The 26570-nt window shown below is 38.0% G+C and carries 17 protein-coding genes; 14 read left to right on the forward strand and 3 right to left on the reverse strand.

Annotation, left to right across the window (positions count from 1 at the left end; genetic code table 11):
- Positions 1 to 46 precede the first annotated feature (46 nt).
- From AC0KSB_RS00635 to AC0KSB_RS00690, 12 genes are all read left to right on the forward strand, one after another.
- Complete coding sequence (locus AC0KSB_RS00635) at positions 47 to 2320, forward strand: oxidoreductase (RefSeq protein WP_472305732.1); 2274 nt, start codon at positions 47 to 49, stop codon at positions 2318 to 2320.
- 16 nt (positions 2321 to 2336) lie between these two features.
- Positions 2337 to 3614, forward strand: coding sequence for an aconitase X (locus AC0KSB_RS00640; RefSeq protein ID WP_472305733.1), 1278 nt, complete (start codon positions 2337 to 2339; stop codon positions 3612 to 3614).
- Positions 3611 to 4051, forward strand: coding sequence for an aconitase X swivel domain-containing protein (locus AC0KSB_RS00645; protein ID WP_472305734.1), 441 nt, complete (start codon positions 3611 to 3613; stop codon positions 4049 to 4051). Before AC0KSB_RS00640 ends, AC0KSB_RS00645 begins: the two co-directional genes overlap by 4 nt.
- A gap of 318 nt (positions 4052 to 4369) precedes the next feature.
- Entirely contained in the window at positions 4370 to 5134 is a 765-nt protein-coding gene (locus tag AC0KSB_RS00650) for a DeoR/GlpR family DNA-binding transcription regulator (protein WP_472305735.1), read from the forward strand.
- Between the two features lie 380 nt (positions 5135 to 5514).
- Positions 5515 to 6255, forward strand: a complete 741-nt coding sequence (gene deoC, locus AC0KSB_RS00655) for a deoxyribose-phosphate aldolase (protein WP_472305736.1) — start codon at positions 5515 to 5517, stop codon at positions 6253 to 6255.
- A gap of 137 nt (positions 6256 to 6392) precedes the next feature.
- A complete protein-coding gene (locus AC0KSB_RS00660) occupies positions 6393 to 7541 on the forward strand; it encodes a substrate-binding domain-containing protein (RefSeq protein WP_472305737.1) in 1149 nt (382 codons plus the stop codon).
- Between the two features lie 97 nt (positions 7542 to 7638).
- Complete coding sequence (locus AC0KSB_RS00665) at positions 7639 to 9138, forward strand: sugar ABC transporter ATP-binding protein (RefSeq protein WP_472305738.1); 1500 nt, start codon at positions 7639 to 7641, stop codon at positions 9136 to 9138.
- Positions 9139 to 9153: 15 nt separating this feature from the next.
- A complete protein-coding gene (locus tag AC0KSB_RS00670) occupies positions 9154 to 10179 on the forward strand; it encodes an ABC transporter permease (protein WP_472305739.1) in 1026 nt (341 codons plus the stop codon).
- A gap of 1 nt (position 10180) precedes the next feature.
- Entirely contained in the window at positions 10181 to 11167 is a 987-nt protein-coding gene (locus AC0KSB_RS00675; RefSeq protein WP_472305740.1) for an ABC transporter permease, read from the forward strand.
- A 152-nt stretch (positions 11168 to 11319) separates the two neighbouring features.
- Entirely contained in the window at positions 11320 to 12225 is a 906-nt protein-coding gene (locus AC0KSB_RS00680; protein ID WP_472305741.1) for a sugar phosphate isomerase/epimerase family protein, read from the forward strand.
- Positions 12226 to 12243: 18 nt separating this feature from the next.
- Complete coding sequence (locus AC0KSB_RS00685) at positions 12244 to 13359, forward strand: PfkB family carbohydrate kinase (protein ID WP_472305742.1); 1116 nt, start codon at positions 12244 to 12246, stop codon at positions 13357 to 13359.
- Between the two features lie 11 nt (positions 13360 to 13370).
- Positions 13371 to 14525: a Gfo/Idh/MocA family protein gene (locus AC0KSB_RS00690; protein ID WP_472305743.1), complete on the forward strand. Its 1155-nt coding sequence runs from the start codon at positions 13371 to 13373 to the stop codon at positions 14523 to 14525.
- Between the two features lie 53 nt (positions 14526 to 14578).
- Here the strand turns inward: AC0KSB_RS00690 and AC0KSB_RS00695 are convergent, their stop codons facing one another.
- Positions 14579 to 15052, reverse strand: coding sequence for a pyridoxamine 5'-phosphate oxidase family protein (locus tag AC0KSB_RS00695; protein WP_472305744.1), 474 nt, complete (start codon positions 15050 to 15052; stop codon positions 14579 to 14581).
- A 259-nt stretch (positions 15053 to 15311) separates the two neighbouring features.
- On the opposite strand from AC0KSB_RS00695, the gene AC0KSB_RS00700 reads away from it, so the two are divergent.
- Positions 15312 to 17870: a GYF domain-containing protein gene (locus tag AC0KSB_RS00700; RefSeq protein WP_472305745.1), complete on the forward strand. Its 2559-nt coding sequence runs from the start codon at positions 15312 to 15314 to the stop codon at positions 17868 to 17870.
- A gap of 115 nt (positions 17871 to 17985) precedes the next feature.
- On the opposite strand, the gene AC0KSB_RS00705 is transcribed toward AC0KSB_RS00700, so the two are convergent.
- A complete protein-coding gene (locus tag AC0KSB_RS00705) occupies positions 17986 to 19992 on the reverse strand; it encodes a beta-galactosidase (protein ID WP_472305746.1) in 2007 nt (668 codons plus the stop codon).
- A 210-nt stretch (positions 19993 to 20202) separates the two neighbouring features.
- Here AC0KSB_RS00705 and AC0KSB_RS00710 point away from each other — a divergent pair, with 210 nt between their 5' ends.
- On the forward strand, positions 20203 to 21009 hold the full coding sequence (locus AC0KSB_RS00710; protein ID WP_472305747.1) for an AraC family transcriptional regulator: 807 nt from the start codon (positions 20203 to 20205) through the stop codon (positions 21007 to 21009).
- Between the two features lie 268 nt (positions 21010 to 21277).
- Here AC0KSB_RS00710 and AC0KSB_RS00715 read toward each other — a convergent pair whose 3' ends face one another.
- The gene (locus AC0KSB_RS00715) at positions 21278 to 25816 is read right to left on the reverse strand and encodes an InlB B-repeat-containing protein (RefSeq protein ID WP_472305748.1); all 4539 of its coding nucleotides are present in this window, start codon (positions 25814 to 25816) and stop codon (positions 21278 to 21280) included.
- Between the last annotated feature and the right edge of the window lie 754 nt (positions 25817 to 26570).

A 26570-nucleotide genomic window follows, 5' to 3' on the forward strand; every position in this document is an offset into this window, starting at 1 on the left:
AACAGAATCGTGTTCTGTTTTAATTATAACACAGGAGGTTATTTCCATGAAGACAGATGTTCTGATCCAGGAACTTGTTGACAGCTACGGCAGTTGGGTGAGAAATGATACCGATAATCAGGCGGGAAGTACCGGTCGTATGACAAAAGAGCTTTATCCATATGACAGTATGTTTTCCCCTATTAAGGTAAACAGTGTTACTTTGAAAAACAGGATCGTTATGGCTCCTATGGGCAATATCGATATGTGTGAAGAAACAGGCAGACCTAATGATAAAATGCTGCAGTATTTCTTTGCCAGAGCCAAGGGTGGAGTAGGCCTGATTACGACCGGACTGGTACCTGTTAGCCATGGGATAGACAATTCAATAACAGAGATGGATGATCTTTCTTATTTCCCACGGATAGACCGCAGCCGTACAGTTTTTGCCGGCTGGCGCGATCTGGCACAGGGTGTGCATGCCCATGGCAGTAGGATATTCATTCAGCTGACTCCGGGTCTAGGCCGCGTGGGTAATCCGCAATGTCTTATAAATGAACATAAATTCCCGGTTTCTGCATCATTTAACCCTAATTTTTATATACCTCAGATTCCTTGTGTGCGATTGTCTGACCGCAAACTCAAGAAAATAATCAAAAATGCAGGGCAGGCTACAGCCGATGCCAGAGCTGCAGGTATCGATGGTGTTTATCTGCATGGTCATGAAGGCTATCTGCTGGAGCAGCTTACCAATCCGGCTTTTAATCGAAGATCATTAGGTAAATATTCCGACTGGCAGCGCTTTGGCATTGATCTGGTCAAAGAACTCAGGCGCCGAAGTGATAATAAATATCCGATTATGTATAGAATTGATTTGTCTCTGGCTCTCAATGAGACTTATGGTGAAGAGGGTATGAACATATCTGCTCTCAAGAAGTTCAAAAATGGTAGAACAATTGAGCAGACACTTGATTATATGACCAATCTGGTAAAAGCAGGTGTGGATATGTTTGATGTCGATCTTGGCTGTTACGATAACTGGTGGCTGCCGCACCCGCCTGCAGGTATGCCGGCAGGTTGTTTTCTGAAAGTTTCAAAGCTGGTCAAGAATCATTTTTCCCAAAATAATATCAAGTCTAATGCAGGGCTTGATGTTCCTGTAGTTGCTGTTGGTAAGCTAGGCTACCCGGATATAGCGGAGCAAGCTTTGCGTGATGGAGAATGTGATATGGTCATGCTTGGCAGACCTTTATTGGCAGATCCGGATTGGCCAAACAAGGCATACTCTGGCAAGGTTGAAGATATCAGACCATGCATCGGCTGTCAGGAAGGTTGTATAAATGAATTCGTAGATGGCGGTCACCCACAGTGTGCAGTTAATCCGCGAACTGGTTTTGAGCATAACGTAGTAGAGCTGCCGATGCCAGCCGCGGTGAAGAAAAAAATAGCGGTAGTTGGATCGGGTCCAGCCGGCATTGTGTTTGCTATAACGGCAGCTGGCAGGGAGCATGAGGTCACGATATATGAAAAGAGTAAGCACGTTGGCGGGCGAGTTATCCCTGGCAGTATTCCTAAGATTAAATATGAGCTCGATAATTACAGGGCTTATCTCGAGAGGCAATTGATGCAGGTAGTCAAAAAAGGTAAAGTCAAGCTGCACTTAAATACAAAGGCTAATTTGGAAATGCTCAAGGAAAAGAATTTTGACAGTATTGTTTTTGCTTCAGGCACAGTAAATGCAGCGCCGAAATTTCCGGGAGCAGAAAAGATTCGTACTGTTCAGGCAACGGATCTGTTAAATGATCCGGCGTTGATCGGTGATGCTTCAAAGATTGTTGTTGTAGGTGGTGGGGTAGTTGGATGTGAGACTGCTTACTGGCTAAAATACGAATATGATCGCGATGTAAAGGTTGTGGAAATGCTGCCTTATATCATGCATGGTATCTGTACGGCAAATCGTGGTCACTTAATTTATTATCTCAAAAAAGAAGGTGTGGAACTGCTCAACTGCACTAAGGTAACTGGTTTTGATAAGGATAAAGTAAAAATTAGTCGTAATGCGTCTAAAGGGGTTCCCAATCCTTATAATACCTGGCAGCCGATACTGCCTGAAAATATAGAAAATCCATTGGCTCCTAAAATTGGTAATGAAACTGTGGAAGAGTTCTTAGAGGCTGACCTTGTAGTTCTTGCTCTTGGCGGCAAACCAGATAACAGTATGTTCTATGAGGCGCAGAAAAATAGAGCTTCTGATGAAATATTAAATATAGGAGACAGCTTTGATGCCGGCAAAGTGCTCGAGGCTACGAGAGCAGCTCAGGCTCTGGCATATACGATCTAGAAGGAGGTATGACAAAGTGCAGCTTACCAAAGAGCAACAATCTATTCTTGATGGACAGCAAGGCGAGATCATGGCCAAGGTATTGAAAACTCTTGTCATGTACGGAGAAACCTTTGGCGCTGAACATATGGTTCCAGTAACCGGAACAAAAGGACATCTGGTAACGAGTTTTGGTTTGTCGGTAATGAAACCTGTTTACTCTCTGATGCAACAGCTGATTGAGGCCGGAGTGATTTCCAAGCAGTCTTTTAGCGTAGATCCGAGACCTCTGGATAAAAATGTGCCTGCTAGTTTGTTACAGAACATAGTTTTTAAAGTCATGTATTCCAAACAAAAACAGTATGAAAAACAGTTGACAGATATGGGTCTGATGTCGGCAGATGCTTTTACCTGTACCTGCTATATGGATGAAATTGGCAATATACCTGAAAAAGGGCAGATTTTAAGCTGGGCTGAGAGTAGTGCTGTAGTATACGCAAATAGCGTATTGGGGGCAAGGTGTAATCGTAACTCGGGCATAATTGAAATGTTTGGGAGTATTGCGGGATTTGTACCATATTTTGGATTGCTTACAGACCAAGGGCGGAAGGCTTCGTGGGTTGTAGAAGTAAAAACTACTAAGAAACCGGAAGCCCAGATTTTTGGCAGTGCAATCGGGATGAAGGTTATGGAAGAAGTGCCGTATATAAGAGGTCTTGATCGTTTTTTGGGAAATGAATTAAATTCACAGACCAAAGATTTCCTAAAGGATATGGGTGCAGCTACTGCCTCAAATGGTGCGGTCGGCCTTTATCATGTAGATGGACTAACGCCCGAAGCAGTGAGCCAGAAAGACGACTTGATTTTGCCTGATGCCAAGACATATATAATTGATGATGCAGAACTTGAACGGGTAAAAGCTGGTTATCCTATCATCTGGGAGGATCCAAAAGCTACTCCCAGACTTTGTTTTATAGGTTGTCCTCATTTGTCTTTAAGTCAGCTTCGGGAATGGACTGAAAAGCTTGAAAAGTCACTTGAATCAGCCGGTAAAAACAAGGTGGAGCTGCCCGTTGTTATGACTGCTGCTCCAGCGGTAAAAGCAAAGTTTGAACAGACATCAGAATTTCAAAAACTTAAAGCTCTGAAGGTTGTACTCTCTGATATTTGTCCTCTTATGTATATGAACAATCCAATGTGTCGCAAGATGCCGGTAATAACAAATTCAAATAAGCTAAGAACATATACCACTGCCAGATACTGTACTGATGAAGAGATCTTAAATGCTATAGTAAAAGGAGGTCTGTCATCATGAAAACATTCAAAGGTAGAGTTGTAGTATCAGGAACGGCAAAAGCAGAAGCGCTTGTCAGCCGTTCCGGGTTCAATACTCTGGCAAGTTTCCAGAAAAGTCTGATGTCCGGCGATAAAGATGCAACTTGCTCAGATCAGAATAATCAGGAAATTTTCGGAAAACCAATGCATGGAAGGGCTCTGTGTCTGCCTCAGACTATCGGCTCAACGACAGGAGGAATGGTTTTATACTGTGCTTCTTCTTTGGGGCAGCAGCCGGCATGTCTGCTTTTTTCCGGGCCGATAGATTCTCTAGCGGCTGCCGGAGCCATTCTTTCCGATGTCTGGACTGATGTCAATATGCCAACCATAGACAATCTTGGTTTAGAGTTTTTGGAATATGTACAGACCGGCAAAAATGTGATTGTGGAAGAAGATGGAACAGTAATAGTTGAGTGAGCAGTTTTGTCAGATTACTTTTAAAGATCTTATCTTTGAGATTTTTATACCAATTCTTTGGTCTGGCTTAAAAGGTATGTCATAAAAAAGTCAGAGTATATTTTCTGAAAACATTTTAATCTAGGCTGAGATGTGATTTTTAATCCATAATCAGTTTAAGTTGATTGGTTATGCAAGAAAATGCAAGAAAATGTCTTGAGATACAAAGCCAAGCATGATACAATGTGGGAAATTAAATCTATTACCATAATAGCTCGACATTTTAACGTTTTTATTACTCGATTTTTGGAAAAGAGAAGGGATAGGTATATGTAAAAAATGATTGCATCAGAGAGACGGTTGTACATAATGGAACAATTAAGTATAAAAAGTGTCGTTAGTTTAAAAGATGTATCCCAGGCTTTAAATGTTTCAGAGGCGACTGTTCGAAGAGATTTCGAATTGCTTGAAAAAACGGGGAAATTGCTTCGTGTCCAAGGTGGAGCACAACGAGCTGACAGTATAGATGGTCAAGATGTTTCAGCAGAGCTAACGATGAAACAAAAAAAAACACTTAATTATGCAGCAAAAGTTCAAATTGCAAAAAGAGCTGCGCTCTTTGTGAAAGATGGAGATTGTGTATTTATTGATGGAGGAACTAGTTTAGCGCCTCTTTTAAAAGAACTCGCGCACAAAAAAATAAAAATAGTAACGCATAATCACCTTAATATTCACGAATTAATTAATCCTACTGCTGATATTTTTCTAGTAGGAGGTGTTTATTTACCTGCTTTTGGTATGTGTGTTGGGCCTTTGGCGGAAGACTGTTTGGCACAATTTAATTTTGATCATGCATTTATAGGCTGTACAGGAGTAGATTTAGCTCAAAAAATGGCTTTTACATCGGAAATCGACACTATGAACATGAAAAATATAGGCATTGCGCACGCAAAGAGGACACACCTTTTAATTGATCCCAGTAAATTGCAAGTGACAGCTTTTTGTAAATTTAAGTCATTGGATGTGTTTGATGATATAATTTGCAACCAATCTCCTTTGTTTTCTTCTTATCCAAGTAATTTTATATTTGCAGATCAAATGTAGAATAAGGCGAAATAACGAAAGTTGATATTGGCTTTGCATGAAAAAATTCGTGTTTGTTTTGTGAATTTTCTTCTAAATTAAAGATAAAAAAGAAAAATATTATTAATTTCACAGGAAAGTATTGAAACAGGCCGCTAAAAATTGTTTTTAGCGGCTTTTTTAGGTCTTGGTGGTGGTTTGAAATTTATTTGGCTTTTAATAATTATTTCTTTCGTCTTAGATAAAAATGAAAAAAAAAGATATAAAATGACGTAAAATGAAAAATAATGATTGACAATGAAAAGTCAAATGTTATAATTTGCTTGTGAAAGGGTGATGTTTGTCTCTAAAAAAAGATGCACGGAAATGAGTACACTAGCAAACATCATAATATTAGATTTATGAAACCGATAAAAAAAGCAAGTGAGATGAGAATAGATGAATTGGCTAAGTACATAGACCAGTCAGTATTGAAGCCAGAATTTACAGTTAATGAAATTAGAAAGTACATTCGAGAGGGAATTGATTATGGTTGTAAAACGGTTTGTATAAACCCTTTTGCGCTTGATATTGCTAAGGAAATGACAAGTGGCACTGATACAAAGATTTGCGTAGTATGCGATTTTCCTTTTGGTAATTCTTCAACTGAGTCTAAAGTTGCACAGACAAAAATGATTTGTGAACAGGGAGATGTTTTTGAGCTTGATGTAGTAGCTAATTATGGCTTGATAAGAAGCGGTATGTGGAATGAAGTGACAAAAGATATTCAAAAAGTTGTAGAAGTATCTCACCATTATGGGACAGCAGTAAAAGTAATTCTCGAAACTGATGCACTTAATATTGATGAGATTGTTAGAGGGACGGAGTGTGTTGTATCTGCTGGTGCTGATTTTGTTAAGACATCAACAGGGTTCTTTTGTGGCGGGAATAACATAGGAGCCTCTTTTGAAATAATTGATTTAATGTTGAAGACAACAAAAGGCCGCTGCAAAGTAAAAGGCTCTGGCGGAATTCGTGATCAAAAGCATTTTTTTGACTTGATTGATTTGGGAGTGGATCGTATGGGAATCGGATACAAATCGACGCCTGTAGTCCTTGGAATGGTTGAGCGCAAGAAAGAAATTTTAAATTCTGAGTACTAAATTTAGCTTGCACAAGAAATCAATTTTATATTTCAAGTTGTTTATATTTGAACGCTAGAAAACATAAGAAAGGAGTAGCCTAGTACTGAAATTAAAAAAGAATCATAAAAATTTATCAAATTTTTGAGGAGGAAATTATGATTAAAGTGGCTAAAAAAAAGATTTCTTTATTATTAGTGAGTATTATGCTTATTACCATCACCTTAACCGCTTGTGCTGGTGTAAAAGAAGAAAGCACAACCTTACAAACAAGCTCTGTTGAAACAACAGAAGTTACTGACGATAATGAAAAAAGTGATGAAACAGAAGTTAATGAAAATAAAAAAATACCGGTAGTAGGTATTTCAACTGGTTCTTCAGGAACATCGTGGCGAAATATAATGATTGAAGCCCTTGAAGAAGTAGGCACAGAATACAAAACAGCTGGAAAAATTTCTAATTATAAAATTGTCAACAATGTTACTAATGGGGATGCTACTGAACAGGCTAACATACTTAGAAATTTTATATCCGAGCAAGTAGATATTATACTGGTTAACCCAAACTCGCCTGATTCATTAAATGGTGTCATTAAAGAAGCACAAGAAGCAGGTATACTAGTAGTAGCTTTCGATGCAACTGTCACGGCTCCGGATGTTGTTAATATTACACTTGACCATTATGCGTGGAATAAAGCCAATGTGGATTATATCGCAAAGTATCTTGGTAAAGGCAATGTTATAGAAGTATATGGTTTGGATGGACATCCTGCAAATAATGATCGCGTTCAAGCGACAAAGGATGTTTTAGCAAACTATCCTGATATAAAAGTATTGCAAAGTACATCTGGTGGATGGGATCAGACAAAATCAAAAGAAGTAACGGCACAAATTTTGGGATCAGGTCAACCAGTTGATGCTATTATAACGCAGGATGGAATGGCATATGGCGCATTATCTGCATGTCTTGATGCAGGTGTTTTGCCGAAAATTATGTTCGGAGATCCTGGTACAGCTTTTTTTAGGGAGTGGAAACTTTTAAGGGATGCAAATGAAGATTTTACAGCATGCTCACAACCTAATCCTCCTGGAATTGGTGGCACTGCTTTGCGATTAGCTCTAAATTTATACAACGGTAAGGAATTTAGAGATAATGTTCTTAGTGGAACAACATATTATTACATTGTTAAATCTTTCTTTACAGATGAAAATTTTGATCAAGCTTGGGAAATGCTGAAGGATAAACCCGATGATTATTTGCTTTCAGAAATAATGTCTCAAGAAGATGCAGATGCGTTGTTCAAATAAAATAGAATAAATCAACTTATTTGGAAACTATTAGCCATATACAGGAGATAATGTGCTCCTGTATATGGATATTCATAATAAGGATAGGTGAATTATAGTGAATGCACTAGAAGTAACGTGCATAAAGAAGTGCTTTGGCGGTGTTACTGCTTTGGCAGACGGGAATTTGGTCTGCCAGTTTGGAAAAATAACAGGCCTTCTAGGCGCAAATGGATCTGGGAAAAGTACAATTTCTAAAATTATTGCTGGAGTTTATTCTGCCGATGAAGGCGAAATAAAATATCAAGGGAAAGTGAAAAAATATCGAAATCCTCATGAAGCAAAAAAAGATGGAATCTCAATGGTATTCCAGAACATGAGCTTAATTCCGGATTTAACTGTATGGCAGAATATTATTCTTGGTGCAGAAGTAAGAAATGGAATGTTTCTTGACAATGACCATGCCAAAAAAATGTCAAGAGAAATAATAAAAGAACTGCAACCAGATCTTAATATAGAAAAAAGAATATCTGAACTTAACACAGGTGAAATGCAGATTGTTGAGATAGCAAAAGCTATTTCTGCTAATCCCAAATTATTGATACTTGACGAACCCACTGCTGCTTTAGAGCAGGAACAAGTCAAAAATCTCTTTAAATACATGCATCAACTTAAAAATAAAGGTGTTTCAATGATTTTTACTTCACATCGTATGTGGGAAGTGATGGAGATATGTGACAATATTGTTATTTTTCGAAATGGGAAAAATGTTGGATCTATTGACTCAAATATAAAAGATGTAGATCCTGAAAAAATTATTTCCTTTATCAGCGGAGAATGTTCAGCAAAAAAGAAAACAAAAATTGAAATAAAACCATCAAACAAAGTTTTATTAAAGGTAGAAAAATTAAATTTAAGCAAAAAACTTAAAGATATATCTTTTGATCTTAAAGAAGGCGAAATTTTAGGGATAGGAGGGTTGGCTGGACAGGGTCAAAGTGAGTTGATGTTGGCTCTGGCAGGTAATTACTCTGAATTGAAAGCTGAAGTAGAAATGCAAGGAAAGAGCATTAAACTTAAAAATCCGCAAAAAGCGATTAGAAATAATATTTTGTTAGTTCCTGGAGATAGGCAAAAAGAAGGATTAATGCTAAAAAAATCTATTTATAATAATATAATTTTTCCTAAGATGGCACTAAAAAAACAGCCTTTTTTTATACCCAAAAAGAAATATGAAAAAGAGTGCTATAAAATAATTAAGTCTTTATCTATAAAGACAGAAGGTATAGATACTTTATTAGGAAATCTTTCAGGCGGTAATCAACAAAAAGTTGTTGTAGGAAAATGGATGCCGTTTGATGCAAAAGTTTTATTACTGGCTGATCCTGCTAAAGGAGTAGATATTGTTGCTAAGCAAGAAATGTATGATTATATCCTCAAACAGGTAAAAGAAAAAAGAATGAGTGCGATTCTTTACGCAAGTGACACAGAGGAATTGATGGATTATTGCGATCGATTGATGATTATGTATGAAGGTAAGATTGTTGCAATACTATCAGAAAACGAAATTAACGAGGATAAAATAGTTTCGACATCTATGAGAGTTGAAAATTGTTAGGAGGAGAAGAGAAGTATGCGTTTGATAACAAAATCAAAAATGACTATGACAAAACTTCTACAAAAACCCGAATCCTCCAGCATTTTGATTTTTGGCATAATGTTTTTGTTAACTGCTATTATACAGAACAATTTTTTTAGCAGAGCTGCAGTTATGCGTAATATTGACGCTTTTTCGCCATTGATTCTTATGGCAATGGGGCAGGCTATTGTTATAATATCCGGTGCTATAGACCTTTCCGCAGGAGCCTCTTTGTCGTTGATGACCTGTATTTTGACATTTGTAATGAAAACAGATCAACCTATTACGGGAATTACAGCGATGATTATTGCCTTTTTAGCAGCAGTTCTTATAGGTTTGATTAATGGTTTTGGTGCAGGCTTTTTGCGAATACCACCAGTTATACTAACATTTGCTACTTCATATATTTGGCTAGGAATAGCTTTATTTTTGAGACCTACTCCTGGAGGTGAAACTGTTGAATGGTTCAAGCTGTTTTATGATTTCAAAGCGATTAATAATATATCGCCCGTGTGGGTTAGGTTTGGAAACTATGTTTCACCTGCATTGTTATTATTAATTATCGGTTGTTTAATTTGGTTTTTTGTTTCAAAAACAAAATCTGGGCGATATTTTTACGCTGTTGGTAGTAATGGAGACGGAGCTTACGAAACTGGTATTAATCCCGCAATAGTTCAGATCAAAGCTTATATTCTGAACTCAGTATATATTTTTTTGACTTCCCTATTTTTTGTAGGACAAAATATGTCAGGTGATGCCCGAATGGGTGATCCTATGACTCTTAAAGCTATAGCTGCAGCAGTTATTGGAGGGGTTTGTCTTTCAGGAGGCAAGGGAAGTGTATATTTTGCACTAATTGGTGCTCTTATTATGGAGCTGGTCAATAAGATAATTTTCTTTGCTGACATTCCGAATGCCTTTCAAACACTGGTTGGCGGATTGATTGTTATTTTGGCTATTGCGAGTTCGACTATCTATAGCTGGGTGAGTCAGAATGCTTCAATCAAGGAGAACAGTTGATATGGAAAAAGCGATAAATTTCAAAAACAGAAAATCTTTTAAAGAGGTGATTGATTATTACAAAAAAACCATAGTAGTATTGTTATTAATCCTAGCTCTGTTTATAGCTGGAGAAATTATGGCTGGATACTTTTTTAGTGTTAGTCAGTTTTTGCTTACTATAAAAATGGCATCTTTTATCGCCCTTTTTGGACTTTGCCAAATGTTTGTAATCTCAGTAGGCAGTAGTGGTCTTGATCTCTCAGTAGGATACATGGCTACCATGACAGCAGTTTTTACAGCTGGTGTCATGGATGGGCAGAATGAAAATTTATATAAAGCAATTTTAATAGCGATACTCTTTGGTGCTATAATTGGGTTTATAAATGGGACATTAATTTCGTACATTAAACTTCCTCCTTTGATTGTGACACTTGCTATGTCTAGTGTTTTACAGGGGGTAATAAATGTTTATACTTCTGAACGTAACATTACAGGAAAGCCATCTCCAATGCTGCATTTTATAACTGCAAAATCCTCAGGCATAGTGCCAAACATTTTATTTCTGATAATCATTGTGGTGATATTTACAAATGTTTTGTTTACAAAAACAAGATTGGGAGTAGCAATTTTTGGAGTAGGAAGTAATGATCGGAATGCTTATTTGAGTGGTATAAATGTTCAAAGGATCCGTATGCTTGCTTATATGCTTAGTAGCATAATTGCAAGCATGATAGGACTGCTTCTGATTGGTAATATGGGTACAGCTTTCAAAGATATGGGTTCAAATTATGTAATGCCTAGTATAGCATCTGCGGTTGTTGGTGGCGTATCAATGTCTGGAGGAGAAGGCAGTTATATAAATGTATTCTTAGGTGCAGTTTTCTTACAAACCCTGACTAATCTTCTGGTTGCCATGGGTTGGGGGGATGCCGGTAAATGGTTAGGTTTTGGTATTGTTCTTTACATATTGCTCATTGCTTATGTTAGCAATCGTAGAAAACGCTAATCCTTGTTTGAAAATTTGATATTCCAAAATATCTTTGATTTTTAATATGTAAATAGATTTTAGAGTCATTACTATTTTAATTACAATTGAATCAAAAGCAAAACCCCGTTTTGATAATCAGTACAGAGAAAAAAGTTTTGGAGGAAAATGCTATGGAACTAGGATATTTAAGTGCTATTTTACCAGAATACTCGTTTGTTCAAGTTGTTGATTTAGCAGCTAAGCAAAAACTTAAATGCATAGAACTCGCTTGCTGGCCGCGAGGCGCAGCAGAGAGAAGATACGCAGGGGTTACACACATTGATGCAGATGATTATAATAAGGATGAGATAAAAGAAAAATTGATTGATACAGGAATTAGAATATCTGCTCTTGGTTATTATCCAAATCCACTAGACCCAGATTTAGATCTTAGAAAACATTGCATTGATCATATAAAAAAATTAATTGTTGCGGCCAATAATCTTGGAGTTGGAATTATAAATACATTTATCGGCAAAGATCCTAAGAAAAGTATTGAAGAAAATTTTGATGAATTTCGAAAGGTCTGGCCTGATATTATAAAATTTGCTGAGGAATATGATGTGACAATCTGTATAGAGAATTGCCCAATGTATTTTACAAAGGATGAAGCACCAGGAGGAAAAAATTTAGCTAGTACACCTGCAATTTGGGAAGAAATGTTTTCGATTATAGATAGTAAGAACTTTGCGCTCAATTATGATCCGTCCCATCTTGTAATGATGCAGATGGATTACATAAAACCTATCTATCAATTTGCAGAGAAAATAAAACATTTTCACATCAAGGATGTTAAGTTCTATAAAGAAAAATATGATCAATGTGGCTTTTTGGCACCTCCTCTCTCGTATCACCAACCTAAATTGCCAGGTCTTGGAGATATCAAATGGGGTGAAGTAATTACAGCACTTAATGATATTAAATATAAAGGATCAACAATAATAGAAATAGAGGATCGCGCATATGAAAGTACATTGCAAGATCGAATTAATTCAATTGAGCTGGCAAAAATTTTTATGAGTCAATATATTATTTAACAGTAAAAGGAGATCGGTGTGAAAATTGAATTAGCCAATATTATTGAAAAAATGGACGGAAATAAAATTAAGGCTTTAGTTGGGTTGGATGGTTTTATTGATGAAGTGGTGCATGTTGTTGATAAGCGTTTTAGTTTCAATAAGTTTGATAGAATACCAACTATGGAAGAGTATGGAAAAAGAATAATTAAAGGAGCAGGACTTAGTACAAATATTGAAATCGTACCGGTAAATAGAAAGCTAGGTGGAAATGGTCCTATTTTTGCTCTTGGACTAAAAAAATATGGAATAGAAACAATATATATTGGTTGTATAGGTGAAGTAGCAATAGATCCTGTATTTAATGAACTGGCAGAAGATTCAATAGTTTACGGCATTGCAGACCCAGGCAAAACAGATGCAATTGAATTTGAAGATGGAAAAATAATCAGTTCTAAACTAACATCCTTAAATGAAGTCAACTGGGAAAGCATTATTAGTAGTGTTGGCTTGAAAAGGTTAATTCGAATAATGAATGAATCGAACTTAATTAGCTTCAATAATTGGACAATGCTTCCTCACATGAGCGATATCTGGAAACATTTACTCTTAGATGTAATTCCTGAAATGTCGGCAGACCCTAAAAGTAAAACAATGTTTTTTGATTTGGCAGATCCTGAAAAAAGAACTAAAGAGGACATTATTGAAGCGCTTAATCTTCTAAAACAATTTAAGGCTGTTGGTTTCAGAACGGTTTTAGGATTAAACAGAAAAGAGGCTTGTGAAATTGCAGAAATAATCAGCAACGATATAGAAAACGTGTCAATGATTCCTCTTAAAGAATTGACAGAATGTATTGCTCAATATCTTTCAATTGATTGTTTGTTGGTACATCCCATAGACTGTGCAGCTTGCGTTACTAATGGCAATTACTATGAGGTGGAAGGCCCATTCTGCTTGAAACCAAGGCTTACGACAGGTGCTGGAGATAATTTCAATGCTGGATTTGTTTACGGATATATGAATGAGTTGAACCCAGATCTTTGCTTGCTTTTGGGAACCGCAACCTCTGGCTTTTATGTTAGAAATTGCAAGAGTCCTAAAATAAGCGAAATATGCCACTTTTTGAGAAGTTGGGATAAAGATTTAGTCTAAGGAGGAATTTTATGAATTGCATTAATGTAGGTGTAATTGGGACTGGATTTATTGGGCCTGTACATATTGAAGCGCTGAGGCGTTTAGGTTTTGTAAATGTTGTTGCATTATCGGATGTGAGCCAGAAAATTGCAGAAGAAAAAGCTGGTCAACTTGGTATAGCAAAAGCATATGGCAATTTTGAAGATCTTATCAATGATCCTGAAGTTGATAGTGTTCATATATGCACACCTAATAATCTTCATTTTATGATGGTAAAAGCTGCTATTGCTGCAGGTAAACATGTCGTTTGCGATAAGCCAATGGCAATAAAAGTGCAGGAAGCAGAGGAATTGGTTAAACTTGCAAAAAAACGAGAAGTTGTAGCTGCAATGAATTTTAATATTCGTAGTTACCCATTGATACATCAGGCTAAAGCAATGATTGAAAAAGGTGATTTAGGTGAAATTTTTGCTATAAATGGATCTTATCAGCAAGACTGGCTTCAAAAAGAAACAGATTATAGTTGGCGCCTTGAACCTTCAAAAACTGGTAATTCTAGGGCTGTTTCAGATATTGGCTCGCATTGGATTGACTGTATTGAATTTATCACTGGTCTTAAAATAAAAAAAGTTTGTGCTGATTTTGCAATTTTCTTTCCAAGCAGGAAAAAACCTTTAAAAGCGATAGAAACATATTCAGGAAAGATTCTTAAATCTGAGGACTATAAGGATGTTAAAATTGTAACGGAAGACTATGCAACGATTTTATTAAAATTTGATAATAGAGCTCATGGATCACTTACGGTAAATCAAGTAGCGGCTGGCAGAAAAAACAGGATGTACTTTGAAATATATGGCAGTAAGGCTTCTTTGGTTTTCGATTCCGAGAGATGCAATGAATTATGGATTGGGAAAAGAGAAGGGAATAATGAAATAATGATGAAGGATCCTTCTCTTGCGTATCCTTATGCTGCAGATTTAATGAATTATCCAGGTGGACATAATGAAGGTTTTGCAGATACTTTCAAGCAATGTTTCAAAAAAATATACACGTACATAATAAATGATGGAATTAAAAATAATCTGCCCGTTGACTTTCCTAGTTTTGAAGATGGTTTACGAGAAATGTCGATTTGTGAACTAATCGTTGAATCTGCAAAAAAAGAAACTTGGATAGACGTTTAAGAGGGTAAGTTTTATTGAAATCATACTTTTAAAGATCTTATCTTTGAGATTTTTTATACCAGCTCTTTTGCCTGTTTGCCTGTAATGTGATCAACATCTATCGCGATGATGTGTGAGCGGGAACAGCCGGTGATCTCTTTATGTTTGGCGTCGGCGGGCTGATCGCCGGAATATTTTTCAACAAGGGCGGTGAATGCATCAATCCATTCATCGCCTTCTGCTATGCGGGCTTGACCGAAAGCGACAATGCTTCTGAAATACGACGTGTATTCAGCGCTGACGATTGTGTCTTTGTCAATAACGGTGAAAGATACTTTGGGATTTTTGGCTATGGCATCTATTTTGTGTCCGGTTTTTGCCGAGTGGAAATATATGCGCTTATTGTGCCAGACAAAATTCAGTGGTACCGCATATGGATAATTATCGTCACCGATGCAGGCCAGTACGCCGTTTGTACATCTTTTCATTATGTTATTTATATCATCAATAGATAATTGTTGTTTGCTTCTGCGCATTTCTCTAAACATAATTTTGTCCTCTCTTTTTTGCGTTTTGAATAGTATTAAGATAGTATATCATCAATATTTTCTATAGCCCATAAGGGTATATTTTCAAGCCAATAATTTTGAGTGACTTTGTTGTACAACAAACTACATTTTTTACAAGAAAAAAGTGTAGGATTGCTACACTTTTTGCAGAGAATAATGTTTCAGGATAGCTAAATTGACATTTTGTGACTGCTTCATCTAAAATAAACCTTATCTAAATCAGGGGGGGATTTTTTAAATGAATCAATGGTATCTGAGTAGGCAGGGTAGTTCGCACGGTCCATATGCTGAAGGGCAGTTACTGCAAATGCAGTTGGCTAATCAAATTACTAATGAAGATTTGTTCTGTCTTGCTGGTGATTCGCGTTGGATTCCTTTGTCGCAGGCCCTCCCTTATTGGCAAAATAATCAATCTTCTGTTCATGGTGCTGCGCTGCAACCTGCAAATGCAGCGTCTTATAATGCTTCAGGTTTCTCAGGTGCTGGTGCACCTCCTCCCAAACGCAGGAAAAAGCATGGTTGTTTAATCTCTTTTCTTGTATTTGTGCTGGTGATTGCCGTTGCGATTGCTGCAATAGTTTTTACCAGAAAGAGTGATCGTGTAAGGGTAGGACGTAGTCAAGCTCTAACTAGTGAATCTATAGGTAAGCGTGGTGGAACTATTGTAATAGACAAAAATGGCGGTGATCTGTCAGGGATGACTTTGGAAATTCCCGGAGGTGCTTATGATGATGAGCGCCGGTTCAAAATATCTTCTCGGCCGGTTGAGCGTCATAAGCTTGGAAGTGATGTTGAGATTTTATCACCGCTTATCAGTATAGATAATGGTCATGATTTCTCGGCGGAGCCAATGCTGCTTACGATTCCGATTGAGCTGGAGGAAGGGCAGTTTGCGATGGGCTTTTATTATGATCGCAAAACTGGTGATCTGGAAGGGATACCTTTTTCAGAACTAACCAGCGATAGTATTACCTTGGTTACACACCATTTTTCAGATGTTTTAATTGCTGCAATGGATATTCAGACGCTTTTAGATATGAATGTGGATACGCAATATCGTCCAGGCCTTGATGACTGGCAGTTTACTAATTATGGTTCTTATGTTGCGCCTGATGGACATTGTGCTGGTCAGGCCTTGACTTCGATGTATTATTATACAGAGCAGCATCGGGCAAAAAGTCAGCCTCGTTTGTATGGTCGTTATGACAATAACAATTATGGCATATCGACACCGGATTTTCAGTTTGATGATTCCTGGGGATATCGTTATTCTTCAGTTGCACAAGCTGAATTAGTCTGGGATACAGGAGTTTTGAACTGGCAAATTTATATTGGAGATGCCAGTGACCGCTATTCTTTGGCTGCTTTTGCTTTTTCGATGCATCTTAGTGGTGAGCCGCAATTTGTTTATGTGGCTGGTAGTGGGGAAGATGAGCACGGAGTAGTTAATGATTATGCACATGCTATAGTTGCTTATCGCATAGAAAATGGCAAATTGTATGTGGCTGATCCCAATTTTCCGGGCAAAGCAGATCGTTTTATTTCTTTTACGGAAGAAGGTAATTTTGAACCATATGGTTCTGGTGACAATGCGGCACAAATCGAAGCAAACGGGTTGTTTTTCTATACAAGGATCAGGTATTTGGCAAAAACATCTTTGATTAACTATAGTAGCTTGGAAAAACATTATCAGAAAATGGTTAAAGGAGAAGTCGGTTCTGACTATTTTCCTGATTATTTTATAGAGTACTTAAGCGCCGTAGATCCTGATTCTGGTGAGGAAACTTGGACTGCACTTGGTGAGCATTTGGAGCTTAGCAGCGAGGATACTGAAAAAGCAGGCGAAAAAAACCGTGGTAAATTAGTTTTTCGTATGACTAATACTGGTGATGCCGAGATGATTTATACCTTGTTTGAAGATGTTGAGTATATTCATTGGACTTACGTCAGTTCCAATATTAGCTCTTCCGGTGGTGATTATATACAGACTATAGAGCTAGAACCCGGCATTGCTCATTATGGATTTAAAATAGAACATTTTTATGATGATAATAAGCATGCTTATTCTGATTTTTATCGGGTAAAAGTAGTTTTTGATCAGGAGGCAGAAATTTCTCTTACAGAAGATCGTTATAAAACTATAGCAGGGCAGGAAATAGAATTTTCGGCAAAGGTAAAGGATGAGCCTGATGAACCGGTTTATGTGTGGGATTTTGGTGATGGCAAGGATCTGATTGTGACAAATGAGCCGACTGTGCAATATACTTATGATTCTTCTGACCATGTGGTGCTGTCTGTAACTTTGAAGGATGAGGAAACTGATGAGTTAATGGCTGTGGATCAAACTTCGGTTGAAGTAATGGATCTTTTTGGCACTTGGTATCTTGACTATACCATAGAAGAATCTGATATGCTTGACGGTTTTCTGACTCAGATTGCGCGAATAATAGGTGGTTTTATTGTCCAGTTGTTTGAGTTGGATTTAGACCCTAATGAATTAGAAGTTACTTTGCGGGGTACGGTAGTCAATTGTGTTATGGAAGTTTTCCCGCCAGAATCGGGAAAAGAAGGTGATCCGGTTGAGATAATACTTATGCAGCTAGCTACGAACCGCGATTTTGTTGAGCCGACTGATGAAATTTGGGAAGGTACACTAAGTTATGATGATGAGAAAATTAAAATTGTTATAAGCGTAGATGGAGAGAGTATGAAATTCGAAGGAACAGTAGGGCAAGGAATAATGTATGGCAGTATGGATGCAGTTATTATTAAAGGATCATTCCAGGCGCAGAGGTGATTGTTTTGCAAAGTGGTTTTGCCATTATTAAGGCTAGTGCTACAATATCAGTTTTAATGATATTAGATAATTGTGGAGGTGTGGGAGCTCGCTCTCCACACCTTCTTCGATGTTCTTAATGTTCTTTTATTATATAAGTATCAAAAGGTGCAAGTACAGTTTTTGAAGTTAAGTTTTTGCCGCTGAGTATATCTTCCTGACCTTCAAATATGTCAGGTAGATTTTGGTTTTCTCCGCTTAAGTTGATTATAAAATAATAACGTTTGTCTTCTGCAATTCGGCAGGTAATTTCAAGTTTGGTATGTTCAGATATTATAGGATTAACAGTCGATGTTTCAGCTGCTAGAGACAATGCTTTTGCCAGGGCTGATGTTTCTGGTTGCGTGCCGATGTAGTAAACCGTACCTTTGCCGAATTTGTTTTTTGTTATTGCAGGTGTGCCTTTGTAGAAATCGCTGGTATACTCTGCTATCATTTCAGCTTTTTCCAAATGTATAATATCGCATAAAAGATTGCATTTGTATTCTTTTCCGTCTGCAAATTTTATCTGGTTAAAGGTTTCAGGTGCCAGCGCATCGATTTCTTCCACCCATATGCCTGCAAGTTTTCTCAAAGGTCCGGGGTACCCTCCGAGGTGGACATTATCTGACTGGTCTACGATGCCGCTCATAAAACCGGTGATAAGTGTGCCGCCATTGTCTACGTATTCCTCAAGCGCTTCTCCGACTCTTTCTTTTACCATATAGAGCACGGGCGCTGCGACTAATTTGTATTTGGAGAAATCTGCATTTATGGGTATCATGTCTACTGCTATATTGCGCTCGTAGAAATATTTATAGTATTGATGAATCTGTTCTAGATATTTCAAATCTGTATTGGGGCCGCTTGTATATTCAAGTGCCCAGTAATTTTCCCAATCAAAAATCAAACCGACTTTCGCCTGGTTTTTTGTGCCGATTATCTGATCTCCCAAAGCCGTAAGTTCTTTGCCCAACTGACTGACTTCACGAAATACTCTTGCATTCTCAGTGCCAGCATGCGCTATAACAGCACCGTGGAATTTTTCACAGGCGCCAACAGAGCGGCGCAACTGGAAAAATTGAATCGTATCTGCGCCGTGGGCGATTGTCTGGTAACTTTGTGCACGCATCTGACCAGGTTTTTTGAGTGAATTATAGGGCTGCCAGTTTTGCTGGCTGGGAGTTTGCTCCATGAGCATGAACGGTTGATCTTTTAAGCCGCGCATAAGGTCATGACACATTGCTACATAACTCCAGGGAGTATCGTATGCAGGATAGTTATCCCAGGAAATAATGTCGATCTCTTTTGCCCAACTAAAATAATCCAGCCACTTATAAGTGCCCATCATGTTTGTAGTGATAGGTGTTTTTTGGTCGAAACATCTGATCGCATCGCGTTCCATTTTGAAATTATCAAGCATACTGTCTGACATGAAGCGGCGATAATCTATGGATATTCCTGAAAAAGCAGTTTTATCTGTTTCGATGCCTTCACTAAGAGCGTTTGGCAAAACAATTTCCTCCCAGGTGTAAAAAGTATGCCCCCAGAATTCGGTGTTCCAGGCCTGATTAACAGCGTCAAGAGTTTTATATTTATTTTGCAGCCAGACACGAAATGCCAGTTCGCAATTTTCGCAAAAGCATTCGCCGCTATACTCATTATTAACATGCCAGCATCTGATAGAAGGATTATCACCATAGCGTTCTGCAAGTTTAGCCGCCAAACGGCCGGCATATTTTTGATAAACCAGACTATTAGGACAGGCATTATGACGTTGGCCGAATTTGTGATGGCGGCCTTCATAATCTGTACGTGTTGTTTCTGGATATTTTGCTACTAACCATGCTGGTAAAGCTGCTGTAGCAGTTGCAAGAACAATATCATAATTTTTACTGCTAAGCATAGCAATGATTTCGTCCAGCTCGGCAAAGTCGTAAACTTCCTCTGAAGGTTGCAATTTTGCCCAAGAAAAAACGTTGATTGTAGCACTGTTAATGCCCGCCTTCTCAAATAAAAGCATATCTTCCTGCCATATATTGCGCGGCCACTGATTAGGGTTGTAATCGCCACCATACAGAATCCTGTCAAAAAATTTTTTCATTTAAATAACCTCCGATAATTTATCTTGTTAAAACTACCAAACTGCAAAATAAATTAATTCTGAAAATACATAGAACTGATTTGGTGTGTGCTTTGATATGTTTTTTTTATTGTCTGCAGTGCTTATTATAGAAGATAGTTGACCAGTGATGTACAATAAGAATAACTAAAAATACCATAAATCGAAACAGTCTTTAAGCAGGGGTGACATATGCCTATTTTTTTTACTTCGGATCGAATGAATTTGCCTATTTATATTTATAGCATAGGAAATAACTGGTATCAGAGCACTGTCAGTAGAGATGCTGGATTTCCATATTATCACTGGCTGCAAACTGAACGTGGTGAAGGCGTAATATATGTAGGTGGTAGATCAATAATTTTGAAACAAGGATGTGGAATTATGCTGTCACCCCATATTCCACATAGATATGAACCGATTGCAGAGGAATGGCAGACGTCTTTTGTGTCCTTTTGTGGTACCTTGCAAAATCAACTTGATTTGTTTTCTGGTCAAAAACCTTATCTGCTTGCGGAAAATAGCGACAGCTTTTCAGTATCGGACTGGATAGACAAAATAATATACAAATTTCAGAAAAATATTTATGATCCTGAGCAAATATCGGTTGAATGTTATAAGTTTTGGCTTGGAATAAGTAGATCACAAACACTAAAAAAGTCTAATTCTCAGCATAAGTATAAAAAATACGTTGAACCTGTATTGGCCGAAATCAGTGCCGATTATGGCGATAATATAACTGTGCAGCAGCTTGCTGATAAGGTTTATGTAACTCCTCAGTATTTATCACGTCTGTTTCAAAAATATCTTAAAACCACAACGCATGAATATTTAACAGACTATCGGATAAAAATGGCAAAAGAAATATTATTGAATAGCCCTGATTTGTCCGTACGGGATGTAGGTATTTTGATAGGAATACCTACCACTAGTCATTTTATTTCCGTCTTTAAGGCACGAGTAGGTTATACTCCTCATGAATTTCGTAATTTGCATTAATTGGAGGAAAAAAATGCTGTTTTCTCTAGTATGTTTTTTTGGAATTCCTGTTTAATAAAACAATTTAATGGAGAAGTAAAATCGAAAAAGCTAATAATATACCTCGAACAATGCAATCGGTACGTTACCATGGTCCGCTTGATTACAGGCTTGAAACTATCCCTGCTCCAGAAATAAAAAAGATGAGGCTCTCGAATTTTACTTCGCGAACCTCGTCTTTTTATATATTGATCAAAATTTTATGGAGTGAGTGAGTAAAGTGATGATTTTATACTGAATCGCTATCGTCAGTCGTATTTGTTTCTCCTATGTGAAGGTTTGCACATTCGGAAATTAATTTTTTGTTTTTGCTATGCACATAGATTCTAAATCCACCTGCAAGTAACAATAAGGACATTAACACAAAGAGATAGACTTTTGTTGAATCATCACTGGTTTCGCCGGTTTTGGATATTTCCACCTTTTGGTTTTCGGCCATCTGCATTATTGCAAATACAGAGAAACTATCCGTTGTGAAACTTATCATACCGTCTTTTACTGTTGATTTAAGTATTTCGACTGTTCCGTCTGATTTTATATGTGCAACAGCAATTCTGTCAGGGTTAAATCCGGCAGGTATAGGCATTGTGATTGTTACTGTTTTGTCGGCATTAGGTTGTACGCTTCCGCCGGCTGCCGTGATTGCCTCTATGTTAAATAATGCAATCTCTTCTATTCCATTGATGCTTCCGCTAAGTTTCTCCAAAGCAGCAATGCCTTCTTCACTAGTTTTGCTAATAGGTCTGATTTTTATCCTTATTGATTCATTAAATGCGCCCGCATCTGCTTTGGCTACTGCGTTTGCTCCTTCTTCTAAATCAACGTTTAGAGCTTGTTCAGAGTCACCGATGATTTGTGTTGGCTGTATCGTTTCCTGGTTGATTTGTTCAATGGTAGACTTCGTCGTTGGGGCTATTGATTCGGTGACTTGCTTGGTAGATTCTGTGATTGGTTTAGTAGTTGGTTCGAGAGTTGGTTTAGAAGTAGGCTTAGTAGTTGGTTCAGTCGTAGGCTTGGTTGTTGCTTCAGTCGTAGGCTTTGTGGTAGGTTTGGTTGGTGTAGAATACCTTGCGTATAGAACAGTGTTCGATTCAAGAGGAGTATTAAAATTAAATTTTACACCGCCTTCTAGAGATGTATACCAACCGTCAAAAACAAATCCTGACTTTTCTGGAGCGTCAATTGTTGTTGCTTTTGTGCCTATATTCAGACGTGTGCTATACAACAAATTTCCTTCATGATCATTGAAGAAAAGAGATGCAATTGTATCGCCGCTTTCGAGTAGATTTACTATCATATCTCCGTAACGAGCTCCGCCTGCAACGTTTCCTTGTGAAAGATATACGCGTCCGAATATTCGTGGATCACCAGTTACACTTCTTACATCTGAGTAGGCTAGGGTTCTGTTGTCATAAGGATCTTCAACTGTACCTGTTGGCTCTATATTGCCTGCTATATTTAAGAAACTTTCAGAAATTTTGGTCCAGGTGCTTCCGCCATCTAATGAGCGATATACACCATAGCCGGTGTTTTTGTCGCCGTTTACAGGTGAAGTTCTACCATGAGCATAAAGTGCGCCGTTAGTGTTAATTATACCGTCAATTGTTTGTCCTAAACCTAAACCAGCACGCCCGTTTGAACCTGTCATACCAAATTGTTCAGAGTTAATGTCCGTCTTTATAACCTGTGTTGATTTGGCTTCGTTAGTAAGTTTGTCGTATTCGAGCTTGAACAAACCATTTCCGTCAATCCAAATAACTCCAAAATTACCTACTTCTCCTCGTATTTGACGACCGGCATTTTGTACTGTATTTAGACCGCTCATAGGTAAAGTAATTTCGTCCTCGTATGTTATAGTTACAGGATAGAAATTTAAGCCGCCATCTCTACTTGCATATAGTGTTGAGGGTCCAAAAGCATAAAAAACATCGGGATCTACTCGGTCTGAAACAATTTTTATACCTGTATTATTGGCTATTTCGGTTGTTCCTTCAGAGTTTGCCCAAATTATGGGATAAAACCAGTCTTGTCCAAGTCCCATAGGGTTGGTTGCTTTTGTCATTACTAATCTGTCATATCTGTTTGTTGCTATACCCCAGAATAAAGTTTTTGCATCTGCTCCAATTGTTACCCAGCCACAGGCGGTTCCGCCGGCGCTGTTATTCCCTTTTAGTGTTTCAACGAGAGTTTGCAAGGCTGTAGATGGATTATTCTGTCGATCTACAGTTGGCATTCCGTTTCCGACACCAAGCAAAGCATATCCTGGAGGATTTTGTTGAGATCCTTCAAGATTTGGAACCCAGCCGTCAGGTACATTATGCCAAATCATACCGCCGTCGAAACTTATTATGGGGCCGCCCTTGGCGTTAAAGTGCCAATCGGTGCGGGCTGTTGAAATAATTATGTCTGGATTGGCATCAGGGTAATCTGTATTATCCCCAGAAATACCACGATTGGTTGGTGCATATATTGTGTAATTCTTTCCGTCGTCAGGTTTGGCAGGAAGGTATTTAGGGTCGATATTATTTGTGTATTCCTGCCAGTTTATGGTGCTGTCTGTTCCATCAAATAGGTGATTCCATTTAGGATCAATCCATTGTGCGTAGCTCCAACCATTCCAAGGTAAATGATCAAGACTTTGGAATGCCCAACCGGGATAATCCCAAGTGTTTGTAAGGACGATGTTTTTGCCTGATGGAGGACTAAACATTCCAGAGGCTTTTTGTACAGTCATAAAAAGATCTGGAGCGGTTTCCCATTTGACTGATTGTTCTACAGAAATTCCAGTAGGGAAATCTGCTGTTTTGATTCTGAATGCGGGGTATGAACTTGTTCTTCTATTTGTGTCAATTCTTCCGTCTGTTGTTGTGAATAATTTGCTGCTTGCATCTTCAATGGAAAGATTTGCCTGTTTTCTGGCATTAGGCACTGCATTTCCATGGATTTTGGCAATGTTATCTATAGCAGTTAGGTTGTAGGTTACATACGTACCAAGTCCCGAATTAAGCATCAACATATCTGAATCGTGTGGATTTATTTTGGGGCCAAAGCTCCAATGTAAAAATGTCCATGGTTCCCACCAGTATTCTGAAGCTATCTGAGTAGCGGCTGCATCCGAGTTAGGATTTTCCCATCTGTTTGTGTTGAATTCTCCATTAACGGCTGGAGCTGCATAGGGTGCTAGGTCTCCCCAACGCAAATCGCCGAACATGTTGTAGCCGCACAAAATAGGGAACCATGTTTCTCCATAATCGAGTGAACGGAAAATTGCCTCCATGCCTCTCTGATTTCTTCTGGTGTCAACATGATAAGGATCTGTATTATGGGTGCTTACCACCAAGGCTCCGGGAATATTCGGATCTACACTGAGGCCGGCCATTCCAACACCAGCCATTCTATTTTGGGTGCCGCTTGCAGCAACACTTTTAACTGGAGTTTCATAAATCATGGTTGGAGTTACATTAACTCCATCGCCTATTATATTCCCTTCGATATCAATTTCCCATCGGAAAACACAGCCGTCTGCTCCATTCCCATCATTGACGCCTGCAGTGTTGCTGCCTGAGTCATTATATGTAACAAAAAGATAGCGATCACCTTCCTGATTATGAGGCTGTGTAAAAGCTGCTTTACAGGGGAAATAAAAACTTCCGCTTGATCTGCGAACAGGTTCTCCTGGCAAAGCTGACCATGTATTGCCGCCATCGGATGTGAAGTATACTGTCCCGTGATCTACGCTTGTTGTTGCATTGCGAGCAGATCCAACAACTTGTAGATTGGTATTGTTTTGATCATATGCAACAAATGTGTATTGAGTAGAACCACCAAAGTTTGAGTTGATATTTGTCCATGTTGCAGCATCATCGTTAGATAATCTTATACCACCGTTGGAGACTGCATATATGGTGGGAGCATCATAATCCGCGGGATTTTTAGATCCAGCTTGGGCTCCGTCCTTTAAATTAGGTATTACAACAATATTGTCGCCACCAAGACCACGGAGATTGCCAGAGTTTCCTCCCATGCTGATGCCGATGTCTCCGCTATTGATCCAAGTATCGCCACGATCTTTTGAAACTAACAAACGACCTGTTGAACCATAGGATAAATATACCCAGTTTTCGCGACCTGGAGTGGGATCAATACCAAGTCCTCTCGACTGTCCGACTCCTTGAGTGCTGGGTGTTATCCACTGTGTCATATCTTCCCATGATTTTGTTTCAAAATTGAATCTATGGGCTCCGCCTACGTCGGTTTGAGCATAAAGTATGTTAGGCTGGGTAGGATGGAATATATATCCACAAACTGCACCGCCGCCAGGAATTTTTAAATTGCCCCAGTCGTATTCTCCTGTGTCTTCGTATAGGTTCACGGTAACTTTGAAAGTTCGAGAGGTGGTGGCTGTCCCTTTCTTTGCTGTGACTGTTACGTTAGTATGACCTGTTTCGCCATAAGAAACTAATGTTAAAACATTGCCGTTCAGACCACTGAAAGATCCATTAATAAGCGTTGGATCTTCAATTTCTAATGTAAAATCAACATCTGCATAATCTTCGCCGATAAGCCTTATCGTAAGCACAATTGGTTCGGCTCCCCAATTAACACTTTTTGGATTATCCGATGCTTGAATAATTCTTAGAGTTTGATCATCAATGTTTTCGATGGTCAAACTAGGATTGGTTTCGGCAATAATAGGAATTGCTGGTATTAAAGTAATGCACATCATGAGAGTAAGCAGTAATGCTAAAAATCTCTGTTTAGTAGTCATAAATTTCTCCTTTGATTTTAATGCTCTGATAGTTATCGGAGCATGGCTGCTCTATATAAAGGATCAGCTTTACGCTTCTCCGTTGTCTTTGGTAAAAAATAGAAAGAAAATTTGCCAAAGTCTTTTAGAATGTATGGCAAAAAATATCTAAACAATCAGGTTGTATATGCTGGGTTGCTTAATATAGTTATATTAAACGCTAAAAAACAGGCTCTGCAACAAGTGTCTTCCAAAGCGGTTCAAAGTTCAGACTTATAAAATATCTAAGCAACTTAGTTTGCTAATAAATAAAAAATATAAGAGGCTTTTATCAAGTTATAGTTGATTGGTTGTTGTGATTATGAAAAAAGAATAAAATTTGCCTGATTGTTGTTATGTTTATTCAAGGAAATCAATTTTTAAATCTTTTTATACATGAAAAAACAGATTGATAATATTTAGGCGCAGATATTTTAGAAAACAGCATCTTTATCCCCTCCTCTAGTTGCATTTTCCTTGACATTTTCCTTGATAATATTTTTACTAAAACGGTTTCTTTTGTTTGTATTGTATTAGGAGGTAGACATTTTCGCAATGATATTTCGTAATTTGCCTAATTTTTGTACTTTTAACATATAAATGAATGCTCTAGTGATGCATTTTAAACATTTATGTCTTAGTGTCTTGATAAATAATCCAAATAAATATCACGAAACACTTTCGTTAAAAGTTTATTAATGGTTAAACTGTATTGAGTTTGGTTGCTAAATAAAAG

Source organism: Ercella succinigenes, from assembly GCF_900002895.1.

Coding starts and splice junctions, on each gene's coding strand:
- AC0KSB_RS00635 (WP_472305732.1), top strand. CDS start 47: ATGAAGACAGATGTTCTGATCCAGGAACTTGTTGACAGCTACGGCAGT.
- AC0KSB_RS00645 (WP_472305734.1), top strand. CDS start 3,611: ATGAAAACATTCAAAGGTAGAGTTGTAGTATCAGGAACGGCAAAAGCA.
- AC0KSB_RS00650 (WP_472305735.1), top strand. CDS start 4,370: ATGATTGCATCAGAGAGACGGTTGTACATAATGGAACAATTAAGTATA.
- deoC (WP_472305736.1), top strand. CDS start 5,515: ATGAAACCGATAAAAAAAGCAAGTGAGATGAGAATAGATGAATTGGCT.
- AC0KSB_RS00660 (WP_472305737.1), top strand. CDS start 6,393: ATGATTAAAGTGGCTAAAAAAAAGATTTCTTTATTATTAGTGAGTATT.
- AC0KSB_RS00670 (WP_472305739.1), top strand. CDS start 9,154: ATGCGTTTGATAACAAAATCAAAAATGACTATGACAAAACTTCTACAA.
- AC0KSB_RS00675 (WP_472305740.1), top strand. CDS start 10,181: ATGGAAAAAGCGATAAATTTCAAAAACAGAAAATCTTTTAAAGAGGTG.
- AC0KSB_RS00680 (WP_472305741.1), top strand. CDS start 11,320: ATGGAACTAGGATATTTAAGTGCTATTTTACCAGAATACTCGTTTGTT.
- AC0KSB_RS00690 (WP_472305743.1), top strand. CDS start 13,371: ATGAATTGCATTAATGTAGGTGTAATTGGGACTGGATTTATTGGGCCT.
- AC0KSB_RS00695 (WP_472305744.1), bottom strand. CDS start 15,052: ATGTTTAGAGAAATGCGCAGAAGCAAACAACAATTATCTATTGATGAT.
- AC0KSB_RS00700 (WP_472305745.1), top strand. CDS start 15,312: ATGAATCAATGGTATCTGAGTAGGCAGGGTAGTTCGCACGGTCCATAT.
- AC0KSB_RS00705 (WP_472305746.1), bottom strand. CDS start 19,992: ATGAAAAAATTTTTTGACAGGATTCTGTATGGTGGCGATTACAACCCT.
- AC0KSB_RS00710 (WP_472305747.1), top strand. CDS start 20,203: ATGCCTATTTTTTTTACTTCGGATCGAATGAATTTGCCTATTTATATT.
- AC0KSB_RS00715 (WP_472305748.1), bottom strand. CDS start 25,816: ATGACTACTAAACAGAGATTTTTAGCATTACTGCTTACTCTCATGATG.